The organism is Gordonia sp. 852002-50395_SCH5434458 (genome assembly GCF_001665905.1).
Classification (GTDB): domain Bacteria; phylum Actinomycetota; class Actinomycetes; order Mycobacteriales; family Mycobacteriaceae; genus Gordonia; species Gordonia jacobaea.
Map to the genome: position 1 here is coordinate 19,629 of NZ_LZTC01000021.1, position 13,336 is coordinate 32,964.

15 protein-coding genes are annotated in these 13,336 nt (G+C 64.0%); 6 read left to right on the forward strand and 9 right to left on the reverse strand.

The window, feature by feature from the left end; all coding sequences use genetic code 11:
• Positions 1-7: 7 nt before the first annotated feature.
• Both A5785_RS04645 and A5785_RS04650 read left to right on the forward strand, forming a co-directional pair.
• Positions 8-352: an iron chaperone gene (locus A5785_RS04645; protein WP_064864731.1), complete on the forward strand. Its 345-nt coding sequence runs from the start codon at positions 8-10 to the stop codon at positions 350-352.
• An 87-nt stretch (positions 353-439) separates the two neighbouring features.
• Positions 440-835: a phage holin family protein gene (locus tag A5785_RS04650; protein ID WP_064864733.1), complete on the forward strand. Its 396-nt coding sequence runs from the start codon at positions 440-442 to the stop codon at positions 833-835.
• A gap of 5 nt (positions 836-840) precedes the next feature.
• Here A5785_RS04650 and A5785_RS04655 read toward each other — a convergent pair whose 3' ends face one another.
• Both A5785_RS04655 and A5785_RS04660 read right to left on the reverse strand, forming a co-directional pair.
• On the reverse strand, positions 841-2,055 hold the full coding sequence (locus A5785_RS04655; protein WP_064864735.1) for an alpha/beta hydrolase family protein: 1,215 nt from the start codon (positions 2,053-2,055) through the stop codon (positions 841-843).
• Positions 2,056-2,082: 27 nt separating this feature from the next.
• Complete coding sequence (locus A5785_RS04660) at positions 2,083-2,955, reverse strand: LLM class F420-dependent oxidoreductase (protein ID WP_064864737.1); 873 nt, start codon at positions 2,953-2,955, stop codon at positions 2,083-2,085.
• Between the two features lie 129 nt (positions 2,956-3,084).
• On the opposite strand from A5785_RS04660, the gene dtd reads away from it, so the two are divergent.
• From dtd to A5785_RS04680, 4 genes are all read left to right on the forward strand, one after another.
• Positions 3,085-3,534 (forward strand): D-aminoacyl-tRNA deacylase, encoded by a 450-nt coding sequence (gene dtd / locus A5785_RS04665; RefSeq protein WP_039856660.1) that lies wholly within the window; start codon positions 3,085-3,087, stop codon positions 3,532-3,534.
• 62 nt (positions 3,535-3,596) lie between these two features.
• Positions 3,597-4,571 (forward strand): formate dehydrogenase accessory sulfurtransferase FdhD, encoded by a 975-nt coding sequence (fdhD, locus tag A5785_RS04670; protein ID WP_039856653.1) that lies wholly within the window; start codon positions 3,597-3,599, stop codon positions 4,569-4,571.
• Positions 4,568-4,741 (forward strand): DUF1059 domain-containing protein, encoded by a 174-nt coding sequence (locus A5785_RS04675; protein WP_005207971.1) that lies wholly within the window; start codon positions 4,568-4,570, stop codon positions 4,739-4,741. Before fdhD ends, A5785_RS04675 begins: the two co-directional genes overlap by 4 nt.
• A gap of 279 nt (positions 4,742-5,020) precedes the next feature.
• Positions 5,021-5,881 carry an EAL domain-containing protein gene (locus A5785_RS04680; RefSeq protein ID WP_231895425.1) on the forward strand — a complete coding sequence of 287 codons (861 nt, stop codon included), beginning with the start codon at positions 5,021-5,023 and terminating at the stop codon, positions 5,879-5,881.
• A 21-nt stretch (positions 5,882-5,902) separates the two neighbouring features.
• On the opposite strand, the gene A5785_RS04685 is transcribed toward A5785_RS04680, so the two are convergent.
• The 7 genes from A5785_RS04685 to secY form a co-directional block, all read right to left on the reverse strand.
• Positions 5,903-6,970: an ABC transporter ATP-binding protein gene (locus tag A5785_RS04685; RefSeq protein ID WP_005207969.1), complete on the reverse strand. Its 1,068-nt coding sequence runs from the start codon at positions 6,968-6,970 to the stop codon at positions 5,903-5,905.
• Between the two features lie 84 nt (positions 6,971-7,054).
• Entirely contained in the window at positions 7,055-8,371 is a 1,317-nt protein-coding gene (locus tag A5785_RS04690; RefSeq protein WP_064864739.1) for an ABC transporter substrate-binding protein, read from the reverse strand.
• Between the two features lie 140 nt (positions 8,372-8,511).
• A complete protein-coding gene (locus A5785_RS04695) occupies positions 8,512-9,297 on the reverse strand; it encodes a carbohydrate ABC transporter permease (RefSeq protein ID WP_231894511.1) in 786 nt (261 codons plus the stop codon).
• Between the two features lie 128 nt (positions 9,298-9,425).
• Entirely contained in the window at positions 9,426-10,340 is a 915-nt protein-coding gene (locus tag A5785_RS04700) for a carbohydrate ABC transporter permease (RefSeq protein ID WP_005208380.1), read from the reverse strand.
• A gap of 207 nt (positions 10,341-10,547) precedes the next feature.
• Complete coding sequence (gene map / locus A5785_RS04705; protein ID WP_005208381.1) at positions 10,548-11,342, reverse strand: type I methionyl aminopeptidase; 795 nt, start codon at positions 11,340-11,342, stop codon at positions 10,548-10,550.
• A 13-nt stretch (positions 11,343-11,355) separates the two neighbouring features.
• Positions 11,356-11,910 (reverse strand): adenylate kinase, encoded by a 555-nt coding sequence (locus A5785_RS04710; protein ID WP_005208382.1) that lies wholly within the window; start codon positions 11,908-11,910, stop codon positions 11,356-11,358.
• On the reverse strand, positions 11,907-13,226 hold the full coding sequence (secY, locus tag A5785_RS04715; RefSeq protein WP_064862191.1) for a preprotein translocase subunit SecY: 1,320 nt from the start codon (positions 13,224-13,226) through the stop codon (positions 11,907-11,909). Before secY ends, A5785_RS04710 begins: the two co-directional genes overlap by 4 nt.
• Between the last annotated feature and the right edge of the window lie 110 nt (positions 13,227-13,336).

A 13,336-nucleotide genomic window follows, 5' to 3' on the forward strand; every position in this document is an offset into this window, starting at 1 on the left:
CTGAGGCATGGGCACCATCGACGACTATCTGACCGAACTCGACGACGACACCGACCGCGCAGTGATCGAGCACATCTACGCAACCGCCTGCGAGGTCGTCCCCGACGCCGAGCAGGGCAAGGGCTACGGCATGCCCGCCCTGACCTACCACGGCAAGCCGCTCCTGTCGGTGATGCGAGCCAAAAAGCACATCGGCATCTATCCGTTCAGCCCCGAAGCGGTCTCGACAGCGGCACCGGAACTCGAGGGCTTCGACATGGACAAGGGCACCATTCGGTTCCAGCCGTCTGATCCCCCATCCGACGACGCCATCCGCACCCTCGTCACCGCGCGCCGCGATCAGATCGGGTGAGCCAAAAGGGCATCCACCACTAGGGGTGCATCACCGATCTGTCGTACACCGCGCGCCAACCTGTCCGAATTTGGCAAGATCTAGTACATGCGTGCATTTCTGCTCCAGTCGGCGCTCTCGGGCGTCGCGCTCTGGGTGGCCACTCTGATCGTGCCCGGCCTGAGCTTTCAGTTCCCCGACAATGCGTCGGGCTGGGAAAAATTCGGCATCGTGGTGCTCGTCGCCCTGATCTTCGGTGTGGTGAACGCCTTCATCAAGCCGATCGTGCAGCTCTTCTCGATACCGCTGTACATCCTCACCCTCGGCCTGATCCACATCGTGATCAATGCGTTCATGCTCGAGATCACCTCGTGGATCACGCACAACACGACGCACTGGGGGCTGCAGGTCGACAGCTTCTTCTGGGCCGCGATTTTCGGCGCGCTGGTGATCTCGATCGTCAGTTGGCTGATTTCGATGGTGCTCAAGGAACCGGTGCAGTAGCACGGCTATCCGCGCGCGCTGAGGGTGTCGTCGAGCCAGTCGAGCGCCCGGCGGTTCAGCAGCGTGCGGTTGGTCATCTCGCAGTGTTCCCCCGCGCCCTCGGCTGCGGTGAACGTCATCAGCGTGGCCTTGTCACCGATCCGGTCGACGAACGCCGCGGCACCCGCACCCAAGATGTCGTTCTCCGCAGACGTTGCCAGCACCGGGCAGGTGATGGTGGCGTCGTCGGGCAGGGTGTAACTCAGGCTGGCCTCGATGAAGCCACGCATGTCGGACACGCCGTTGACCCAGTATCCGCGTTTGACGACGCGCCAGTTCATCACCGGGTTCGACTCGACGATCGCGGTCATCTTGTCGATGATCTCCTGCGCGATCTCGTCGGGATGGTCCAGGGCCTCGGGGGGTGCACCCATCGCCGTTGCGAACGCCCGCACGCTGTCGCCGACACTCGATGCGGCAGGGTCGGCGATCACCGCGGCCAGCCGCCGCTCCCGCGTCGCGGCGCGAGGCGCGAGGAAGCCACCGAGACTCCAACCGGACAGCACGATCGACTCGGCGTCGACGATGTCCTGCGCCGCAATCACATCGACGACAGGAGACACCACGGACTCCCAGTCCGGCCGCATCGGGACGCCCTGCGAATAGAGCATCTCCCCCTGTCCGGGGCCGTCGAACAACACGCAGTGGTAACCGCGGCGTAGCGCCGCCACCGCCGACGCGAAGTACATGTCGGTGATCGTGGCGTCGTATCCGTTGGTGAAGATGATGGTCGGCCGCTGCTCGGTTTCATGTCCGGGTGCCGGGATCAGATACGCGGGCAGGGTGGTGTCCTCGTAGGGAATGCGCATCGGCGATACCGGATGAGGCCCGAGGGCAAGGCCCGCGTCGAACGCGGCGGTCTGCTTGTCGAACGCGGCAATCAGTCGCGGATCCGTTGGCGCACCGTAGAGCGGGTGATATGCCGACGCGTAGTACGCACTGGCACGCAGGTACAACTCTCGAGCCGAATCCGTATGTCCCGCAGCGACTGCGGCGTCCGCTTCGTCGACCAACCGATCGGCGAAGTTGACCCACGCCTGATAGAAGGCGGAATCGTCTCCGTCTCCCACCTGCGCCGCGACAGCGGCTATCTCACCGAAATCGGCGCCACCGTAAGGGATGTAGGCCAGCGCCCAGGTACCGAACTCGTCGTGCTGCTCGTCGTCGAACAAAAGAGGCATGAGTCATTATCACCGCCGCGCGCACTTCTACGCAGCGATGATTGCGGCCAATTGTTCGACGGGCGTCTCCGATCCGAGTACCTGGATCGTCACGTGATTGGCACCGGCCGCAAGGTGCTCGTCGAGTCGGGCTTTCACCTGCGCGGGAGTGCCATGTGCGACGAGTGCGTCGATCAACGCGTCGCTGCCTCCGTCGGCGATGTCCTCATCGGTGTATCCGAGGCGCTTGAGGTTCCTGGTGTAGTTGCTCAGATGCAGGTAGGGCTGGTCGACGGGTGGGCGACCGACGGCACGTGCCTCGTCGGCGTCCTCGGTCAACACCACCTTGTGCTCCGGGGCGAGCAGGGCGTCGGGTCCGAGGATCTTCCTGGCCTCGGCGGTGTGCTCGGGAGTCGTCAGGTAGGGGTGGGCGCCCAGTGACCGCTCGGCCGACATCCGCAGCATGCGCGGCCCGAGTGCGGCGAGCAGTCGACGATCAGGGGGAACCTGCTTGCCGTCCAGAGCGTCGAGGTAGCGTCCGACAGCCTTGAACGGCGTCGTGTACTCCGACGTCGCCTCCGGATGCCCGGCACCGACACCGAGGTAGAAGCGGCCGGGAAAATCGCGCTCGAGTGCGTGGAATTCACCGGCGATGACGTACGGGACGGAGTTCCAGATGTTCACGATGCCGGTGGCGACGGTGATGTGCTCGGTCGCCTCGAGGATCGTGCGAACAGGGTGCAGATTCTTGGGCGACCCGCCGAGCCAGATGGTCCCGTAGCCGAGCTTCTCGATCTCGCGGGCCTCGTCGGGCGAGAACTGCTTGAACCAACCCCACGCGCCGTAGGTGCCGAACTTGGCGATGTGTTCTGCCTTGGTCTGCGCGGCCTTCGATTGCTCTGCCCTGGATGAAGCGGTCATGTTCACAGCGAACCTCATCTTCGCTCGCCGGTATTCCGACGCGTCGAAGTCGTCACCAGATCTTCATCTGATGTCCGACGCACTCGCCCACCAGCGGGCGGGTGCGCCCGATCTGTGATGCTGGTCGGCATGCGCGCAGTGATCCAACGAGCAACCCAGGCGAAGGTGACCGTCGACGGCGAGACGGTCGGTCAACTCGACATCGCTCCCGGCGGCTTCGGTCTCGTCGCGCTCGTCGGGGTCACCCACGACGACACTCCGGCGCACGCGACGAAACTCGCCGACAAGATCTGGCGGCTACGCATCCTCGACGGTCCGGACGGGCGTGAGAGTTCTGCCGCAGACCTCGACGCTCCGATCCTGGTGATCAGCCAGTTCACCCTGTACGCCAACACCGCCAAGGGTCGACGCCCCTCCTGGAATGCCGCCGCACCCGGCGCGGTCGCCGAACCGCTCGTCGACGCCGTGGTCGCGGAACTGCGTACCGCCGGAGCGACCGTCGCGACGGGCCGTTTCGGCGCGCACATGGAGGTCTCGCTGGTCAACGACGGTCCGGTGACCCTCATCGTCGACGTCTGAGAGCCCGGCGGCGGCCTCTCCTCGGGTGGGCGAGTCGTACGGCAACCGATACCGTGGTTTACATGGGCCGAATCACAGCACGACGTCGCGTTACCCGCGTTCGTCGCGGCGCGCAGCCGACAACGCGCGTCGACGTGTTGGCCGTCGAAGAGCCGTTGGAGATGCGCGTCAACGGCGAACGGCTCGCGGTCACGATGCGGACCCCGGGACACGATGTCGAACTCGCGTCGGGATTCCTCGTCTCCGAGGGTGTGCTGGTCCGCGCGGAGGACCTCGCCACGGCCCGCTACTGTGCCGGCGCCGGGAGCGCAGCGAGCGGGCCGAGTCAGCCCGGCGCCGGGAGCGCCGCGAGCGGGCCTAATCTGCCCGGCGCCGGGAGCGATGGGTTGAATTCGTACAACGTGCTCGACGTCGCGCTCGCGCCGGGTGTCGCGTCGCCCGATCCGTCGCTCTCGCGCGACTTCACGATTTCGAGCGCGTGTGGGGTGTGCGGTAAGGACAGCATCGAATCCGTCATCACGCGTTCGCATTTCGACGTCTCCGACGACCCGCTGATCGTCGACGCCGATGCCGTACTCGATCTGCCCGGTCGGCTCCGCGAACACCAGAAGGTCTTCGCGAAGACCGGCGGCTTGCATGCGGCAGCACTGTTCGACGGTCGCACTGGCGAACTGCGGGTGGTCCGCGAGGACGTCGGGCGCCACAATGCCGTCGACAAGGTCATCGGGTGGGCCCTGGCGCACGATCTGCTGCCCCTGCGTGGCCAGATCCTTCAGGTGTCCGGGCGCGCGAGCTTCGAGTTGGTGCAGAAGGCGATCATGGCGGGCGTTCCGATGTTGTCGGCGGTCTCGGCGCCGTCGTCGCTGGCCGTCGACCTTGCAGAGCAGCACGGCCTGACCCTCGCCGGGTTCGTTCGAGGGGAGTCGATGGTTCTCTACAGCGGCGCCGATCGCGTCTCGTGTAACGACGCGAACCCCGATGAAGAATTCTCGATTGCGACCACTTCGATAGCGACTACACGGAAAGAGACGTCATGAAGAGCTTCTGGTGCGGTGCGGTCATCCCGGATTGCGACGCGACTTTCGAAGCCACGACCGAGGCCGAGATTGTGGAGCTTGTCGTCGAGCATGCCGCCGACGATCACGGGATCGACGACGTGCCCCCAGACACCGTCGCTCGCGTCCGTGAAGTGATCGTCGATCAGTGAGTTCCTCTGATCGGGTCCGCACGGAGCGCATGAGTGCGCGGATCGAGTCGGAACTCGAGCGTGAGGTGGATGCGCTGATTCATTCGGCGCAGGCTCCCAAGGTGGTATTTCAGCCCATCGCCCATCTACCTCAGTTGCGGGTCGTCGGCTACGAGGCGCTGAGCAGGTTCTCGGCGCAACGCCCGGTGGGCCCCGATCAGTGGTTCGCGGCGGCTGCGCGGGCAAGAGGCCGAACTCAGTGCACTCGTCCTCGAGAAGGTACTGTCGTCGAGAGCCACGCTGCCACGTCGGGCGTTCCTGTCGGTGAACATCTCCCCCGACGTGTTGCTTACCGATCGCATACAGAGATTGCTCGAGCACCGGCCGCTTGACCGCATGGTCTTCGAGCTGACCGAACACTCCATCGTCACCGACTACGACCAGGTCGCTGCAGCCATCGCGCGAGTGCGTGAACTCGGCGGGTTTGTTGCTGTGGACGACGCCGGCGCGGGATATGCCAGCATGCATCACATCCTGACGCTGCACCCCGATTTCGTGAAGCTCGACGGTTCGCTGGTTGCGGACCTGCACCGTGACCCGGCAAAGTCGGCGCTCGTCGAGATGTTCGGCGAGTTCACCAGCCGCATCGACGCCTGGTTGATCGCCGAGGGTATCGAGACCGCCGAAGACCTCCATCGGTTGCGCCAGCTCGGAGTGCCACTGGGACAGGGGTATCTGCTGGGAAGACCCGATGAGGCGATGAATGGAATCGATCCGCTACTCAAGAGTCGCACGCGCGATCTGTGCGAATCGAGAGAGACCGTGGCGCCCTTCATCGAAGCCGGCCGTACCGCACCCGCCGACTCCGACGATTCGGTGCTGCGCACAATGTTCGACGCCGAACCGGAGGTCGCGGCGATCGCACTTCTCGACCCCGGCACGCGTCCGATCAGTCTCGCGGCCCGCCATGGTCCGCGAGATATCGTGCGGCACAGCACCATGCGCGTGAATCGCGCTGCCGGTCGTCGAGAAGTGTTGCGACGCGCCATGACCCGACCGCTGCCCAGCCGGTTCGATCCACTCGTGTGCTGCGACGAGAACGGCAACTACTCAGGCATGGTGCCCATCGACGCACTGATCTCGTCGCTTGCGGCCCGCTGAGGCACGCGCACCGTCGAAGCGTCAAAGACGAACACCGGACTCCGCGTCGAACCAGTGCAATTCGCCTGCATCCGGGATCAGACCGAGCGACTCGCCGACTGTGAACTCGCGCCTGTGGTCGACACGGACGACGATCCGTCCGTCTCGAACGGCGACGTCGGCCGAGCAGTAGACGAATTGCTCTGACCCGAGTTCCTCGACCAGTTCGATCCGCGCCGTCAACGAACCCAGCGTCCCCGGACCGGTGACCTGCCACGACTCGGCCCGCAGCCCGACGACGAGTCGCTGTGGCGCCGAACGAGGAACGGCGATCTCGGCGTCGCCGAGATGCGCACGGCCCGCGTCGATCTCGACGTCGATCAGACACATCTGAGGCGAACCCATGAACCCGGCGACGAACGTGTTTGCCGGATGCGCGTAGATTTCGCGCGGACTACCGACCTGTTGCAGAATCCCCTTGCGCAGCACGGCAACACGATCGCCCATCGTCATGGCCTCGACCTGATCGTGCGTGACGTAGAGCGTCGTCGTACCCAATTCACGCTGGAGTGCAGCGATTTGCGCGCGAGTACTCACACGCAGTTTGGCGTCGAGATTCGACAGCGGCTCGTCCATGCAGAACACCTTGGGGCGCCGCACGATCGCTCGTCCCATTGCCACTCGCTGACGCTGACCGCCGGACAGTTTAGACGGTTTGCGTTCGAGGAGATCCTCGAGTTCGAGCATCGCGGCGACCTCGCTGACGCGGGTTGCCGTGCCGTCCTTGGACATTCCCGCGTTGCGTAGCGCGAATCCCATGTTCTGCGCGACCGTCATGTTGGGGTACAGCGCGTAGTTCTGAAACACCATCGCCACGTCACGGGATTTCGGTTCGAGACCGACAACGTCATGTCCATCGATGCTGATAGACCCCGCCTCCACCGACTCGAGGCCTGCGAGCATGCGCAGCGTCGTCGACTTGCCACACCCCGACGGCCCGACGAGCACCATGAACTCTCCGTCTGCCACCTCGAGGTCGAGATGGTCGACGGCCGGCGACGCCTCGGGACTGAACCGACGCGTCGCTCCGTCGAAGGTCACTACCGCCACGTCACACTCCCGCCGAGTCGATATTGGGCGAGTCGACAGTGGGTGCGTCGATGGTGGCCTTGTCCATATCGCCTGTGCTGCTGATCATTTCGGCAGCTTCGGCTTGATCTGGGTGTCGTAGATCTGTTGGATCTGCTTGTTCACGTCGGCCATGGTGTCGTTCACATCGGCGTTCTGCAGTCCGATCTTCTCGTACCCCGTACCGATGATCTTGTCGCCGCCGGGCACAAAGACGCGAGCGTAGTTCTGCGGCTTGGTCTTCGGCAACTGATCGATCGCCGTCTTGAAGTTGGGGTTCTTGTCGAGGAAGGCCACCATCGACGGGTCGCTCAGCGCCGACTTCCGGACCGGCATGTACCCGACGTTCTGCGAGAAGTACGCCGTGTTGTCGGTGTCGGTGATGAAGTTGATGAACTTCAGCGCGTTGATCTTTCGCGCGTCGGAGATCCGTGCCGGGATCGCCAGGCCGGCACCACCGGTCGGGCAACCGATCGTCCCGTCGGGAGCAGGCAGGAACGCTGTGCCGAAGTTGAACTTGGCATTCTTGGTGATTCCCGACAGGTCGCCGGTCGACGCCACTGTCGAAGCGATGATGCCGGCGCTGAAATCGCCTGCGATGTCGTTGGATATCTTCGCGTATCGCTTGGTGTTGATCGACTCGCTCAAGTAGTTGGCGGCTTCGATCGTCTTGGGATCGGTGAACTTCAGGTTCCACTCGTCGGAGTAGGCACCACCGAAGGTCCAGGTGGGACCTTGGAACGTCCACCCGAGGTAATCAACAGCATTGCCCCAGCCGTGCGCCTGCTTACCGCCACCGACGACACCCTGGATACGCGGACCCCACTCGTCGAACTCCTGCCAACTCTGCGGCCCGCGAGCCGGCAGTCCCGCCTGCTTCCAGACGTCGGCGTTGTAGTAGAACAGCGGCGTCGACCTCGCGTACGGCAGCGCCCACGTCTTGTTGTTCCACTTGTAGTCGCCCACAAGCGAATCGACGTAGTCGGAGGTGTTGACACCCGCCTGGCCGAAGAGGTCGTCGAGCGGAGCGATCGCACCGATGAGCGCGAAGTTGAACCACCACACGTCAGACAGGATGATGATGTCCGGTAACGATCCGCCCGAGAGTGCGGCGTTGAGCTTCTGCGCGGCTTCTTCGTAGTTCTTTCCGGCGTCGACCAATTGGACCTTGATGCCCGGGGTGGCCTTCTCGAAGCGCGAGATCAACTCCTTCTCGACGGCCGTCGACTTGCCCGGATGGTTCGACCAGAAGGTCAGGTTGTTTGCGTCACCCCCGCCGTCGGACCCCTCCGAACTCCCCGATCCCGCGCAGGCCGATACCGCCAGGCCCGCCGCCAACGTGACACCTGCCGCGAGAAAACCGCGGCGAGACAACTCGTGCATTCGTGTGCTCCTGTTCCCCACTGGTTATCGTTCTCTGCCTGTCGCGCAGGTGGTTTCGACACCTGCGCTGATCGAGCTCACCTCGCTGATCAAGCTCACCCCGCTGATCGAGCTCACCTCGCTGATCGAGCTTGTCGAGATCACCCCTTCACCGCCCCGGAGGTCAGGCCCTTGATCATGTGGCGCTGCAGGAGCAGGAAGACGACGAGCATCGGCAGCATCGCGAGCACCGTCGCGGCCATCACCGGGCCCCAGTTCGTCAGGCCGTCGTTGTTCTGCAACTGCGTCAGCCCGACGGGCAGCGTGGCGACGGTGTAGTCGTCGGCCATCAGGAACGGCCAGAGGTATTCGTTCCACTCGTTGACGAGCGTGATGAGCGCAAAGGCAACCATCGTCGGGATCGACAGAGGCAACACCACACGGGTCAGCAGCCGGAAGTGCCCGGCGCCGTCCATACGGGCGGCTTCGATGATCTCGTGCGGTATCGACAGAAAGTGGTTGCGCATCAGGAACGTTCCGAAGGCGACGCCCGCCAGCGGCAGGATGATGCCGAGGAACGTATTGCGCAGTCCGAGCTGTGCGACGAACGCATAGTTCGTGATCGACGTGATCTGGTTCGGCACCATCAGCGCGGCAATGATCACGATGAACACCACGTTCTTGAACGGAAACCGTAGGAACACAAGCCCATACGCGCTCAGCACGCCGAGCGCGAACTTCACGACGCCCAGGATCGACGTCACGATCAACGAGTTCCGCATGAAGTCCCAGAACGGAACCGACGTCGTCGCCTCGCGGTAGTTCTCCGGATGCCACACAGACGGCCACCACACGGCGGGCTGTACGTAGATCTCCGACCGATCCTTGAACGACGCCAACAGAATCCACACGAGCGGAAGCGCGACCAGCAGCACCACGACGACCATCGCGAGGTAACCGAACACCGTCGCAACGCGTTTGCGCCGTGCGTACGCCGCTGCGCGCTGCTCGACACCAACGGGACTCGTCGACGACGCGTTGTCCGATGTCGTGGACTCCGCCACGACGACGTCGCTCATGCCTGTGCCCGATCCATCACGCGTACCTGCACGACGGTCACAACGAGCAGCACGACGAACATGATCGTTGCGACCGTCGCACCGTAGCCGGCGCGGAAATTCCGGAACGTCTCCTCGTAGACCTGGTAGACCATCGTCGTGGTGCCGTTGCCGAGCGGGCCTCCACGGGTCATCACGTTGATGATGTCGAAGACCTGTAATGAGTTGAGCAGCACTGTGATCGAGAGGAAGAACGTCGTCGGACGCAGCTGCGGCAGCAGGACGCGACGGAAGTAGGTGAAGCGGCTGGCCCCGTCGATCGCCGCTGCCTCGTCGAGGTCGATTCGCTTCCCCTGCAACGCGGCGAGGTAGATCACGAACGCGTAGCCCAGGTTCTTCCACACATAGGTCACCGTGACCATGAACAGCGCCCAGTGTGGTTGCTGGTAGAAGTCCGGTGCCGACCCGAGGTGCAGGCGGTGCATCAGGTCGTTGATCAAGCCGAAGCTCGGATCGAACACGAACTGAAACGCGATTCCCACCGCGGCACCGGAGAGTACGAACGGCGCAAACACAATGGATCGCAACAGGTTTCGGCCACGCAGCTTCCGGTCGAGCAACAGCGCCAACGCGAGTCCCAGCGCCATACTGCCCGCCACCGCCACAACGGTGAAGATCACGGTGTTGACGACGATGGTCCAGGTGTCGGCGCGCGTGAACCATTCCGTGTAGTTCGAGACGCCGATGAAGTCGGCGCCGGGCGACGAGATGTTCCAGTCGTAGAACGACATTCGGATGTTCTCGATGAGCGGGCGATACGTGAAGACACCGAGCAGCACCAGATTGGGCGCTACAAGCGCGATGAACAGCGCGTAGCTACGCCACGACCGGGCGCGCGACGACGGAAGCACCCGCTCGTTGACTGACGACACCCGGGCAGTATTCAGCCCCGATCTTACGGATTGCGAACGAGATGATTGCCCGTCGACGTCCGGAAGGTGTCACGTGGACCACGTCTCATGAATGGAACATGAACGCGCCCGAACCCGGGCCTACTTGCGGTTGCCCACAGGCGCGGAAACCGAGCGTCTGGGCAACCGGAAAGAATGGGCGACGGAAGAACGGGCCAGCCGGAAGAGTCAGGCCGGGCGCTGCGTCAAGATGCGCGGGCCGTCGGCGGTGACGGCGACGGTGTGCTCCCAGTGGGCCGCGCAAGAGCCGTCGTCGGTGACGACGGTCCAGCCGTCGGGGAGCTCGGTGGTGTCGGTGGTGCCGAGCGTGAGCATGGGCTCAATCGCCAGCGTCGAGCCGATCACCAACAACGGACCGTGCCCGGGATCGCCCTCGTTCGGGAGGAACGGGTCGAGGTGCATTTCGCGCCCGATGCCGTGCCCGCCGTAACCGTCGACGATGCCGAAGCCGCGGCCAAAGGTCTTCTCCGCCTTGTGGGTTCCGGTCTCGATGGCATGCGAGATATCGGTGAGGCGCGCGCCGTCGACCATTGCCGCGATGCCCGCCTCCATCGACAGTCGTGTCGCGTCCGAGAGGTCCTGGTCGGCCTGCGAGAGTTCGCCGACCCCGAAGGTCCATGCGGAGTCGCCATGCCAGCCGTCGAGAATGGCGCCGCAGTCGATCGAGACGAGATCTCCCTCGGCGAGCACAACGGTCGACGACGGGATGCCATGCACCACAACGTCGTTGACGGAGCTGCAGATCGAGCCGGTGAACCCGTGATAACCCTTGAACGACGGGACCGCACCCGCGCCGCGGATCACCGACTCGGCCACCTCGTCGAGCTCGAGGGTGCTCACCCCGGCCTTAGCTGCGTCGCGAACCGCGACGAGCGCCTCCCCCACAACGGCTCCCGCCGCAGCCATGGCGTCGAGCTCGCCAGGGCTGCGGAACGGAACACGTTTGGTCTTACGGAGCCTCATCGCAGATCGATACCTAAGAGACCTTGACGCCGAGCGCGCTCAGCACACGCTGGTGCACTTCGTCGACCTCGCCGACGGCGTCGACGGTCTTGACCTGGTCACCGTAGTACTCGAGCAGCGGCGCGGTTTCTTTGTCGTACACCGCCATGCGGTTACGGATCACGTCTTCGGTGTCGTCGGCGCGACCACGCGCGAGCATCCGTTCGACGACGACGTCGGGGTCGACGACAAACGAGACGACAGCGTCGAGCTTCGTGTCGAGGTCGGCCAGGATCGAGTTGAGCGCCTCGGCCTGCTCGATCGAACGGGGGAAGCCGTCGAGGATGAAGCCCTTCGACGCGTCGGGCTCGTTGAGCCGTGCGCGGACCATGTCGACGGTGATCTCCGGTGGCACCAGGTCGCCTGCGTCGAGGTATTTCTTGGCCTCGATGCCGATGGCAGTGCCCTGAGAGATGTTGGCGCGGAACAGGTCACCGGTGGAGATGTGCGGAATGCCGAGCGTTTCCGACAGCAGTTCCGCCTGAGTCCCTTTACCAGCGCCGGGGGGGCCGAGAAAAACAAGTCTCACTTCAGGAATCCTTCGTACTTGCGTTGCATCAATTGACTGTTGATCTGCTTCACCGTGTCCAGACCCACGCCGACCATGATCAACACGGCGGTGCCCCCAAATGGCAGGTTCTGCACTCCCCCGCTGTTACCGATCTCGAGGAAGAGGTTGGGCAGTACAGCGATGATACCCAGATAGATCGAACCCGGGAGCGTGATGCGGCTCAGTACGTAGCCCAGGTAATCAGCCGTCGGCTGGCCGGGACGGATACCCGGGATGAACCCTCCGTACTTCTTCATGTCGTCGGCGCGCTCTTCGGGATTGAAGGTGACAGCGACGTAGAAGTACGTGAAGAAGATGATCATGGCGAAGTAGACCAGGATGTACACCCAGCTACTCGGGTCGGCGAGGTACCGCGAGACCCACGATTGCCAGCCCGACTCGGTGCCGTCGGAACTCTTGGTCAGCTGCACGATCAACTGCGGCAGATACAGCAGCGACGACGCGAAGATCACGGGGATGACGCCGGCCTGGTTGACCTTCAGCGGCAGATAGGTCGACGACCCGCCGTACATCTTCCGGCCGACCATCCGCTTGGCGTACTGCACCGGGATTCGACGCTGGCCCTGCTCGATGAAGACCACGCCCGCGATGATGATCAGCGCCGCGAGGCACACGAGACCGAAGACCAAGCCGCCACGGCTGGTGAGGATCGCGCGACCCTCGGCGGGGATGCGAGCGGCGATGCCCGCGAAGATCAGCAGCGACATTCCGTTGCCGATGCCGCGCTCGGTGATCAGCTCGCCGAACCACATGACGAGGCAGGCGCCTGCGGTCATGACGAGCACGATGATCGACAGACCGAAGATCGACTGATCGGTGAGAACGTTGCCGCACTCCTGCGGGAGCAGGGTGCCGCGGTCGGCGAGCGCGACGATGCCGGTCGACTGGAGCAGTGCCAGCGCCACCGTGAGGTAGCGGGTGTACTGCGTCATCTTGGCCTGACCGGACTGGCCCTCCTTGCGGAGTTGCTCGAACCGCGGGATGACCACGGTGAGCAGCTGCACGATGATGCTCGCGGTGATGTAGGGCATGATGCCGATCGCGAACACCGAGAGCTGCAGCAGCGCTCCACCGGAGAACAGGTTGATCAGCGAGTAGACCTGATTGCCGCCACCGCTGTTGATGCGGTCGATGCAGGCGTGCACGGTCTTGTAGTCGACGCCGGGCGACGGGACCGTCGCGCCCAGGCGATACAGCACAATGATGCCGATGACGAAGAGGATCTTCTTCCTCAGATCGGGCGTCCGAATGGCCGCGACGAGGGGGGAAAGCACTAACTCCTCCTAGGAACGACCACGCTCGGGTTGTTCGGGGGCCCAGGCGGACCCCACCCCACGTGCTCGGCAATCGACGTTGATCGGTGGTTGCGTTGTGCGGCAACGCC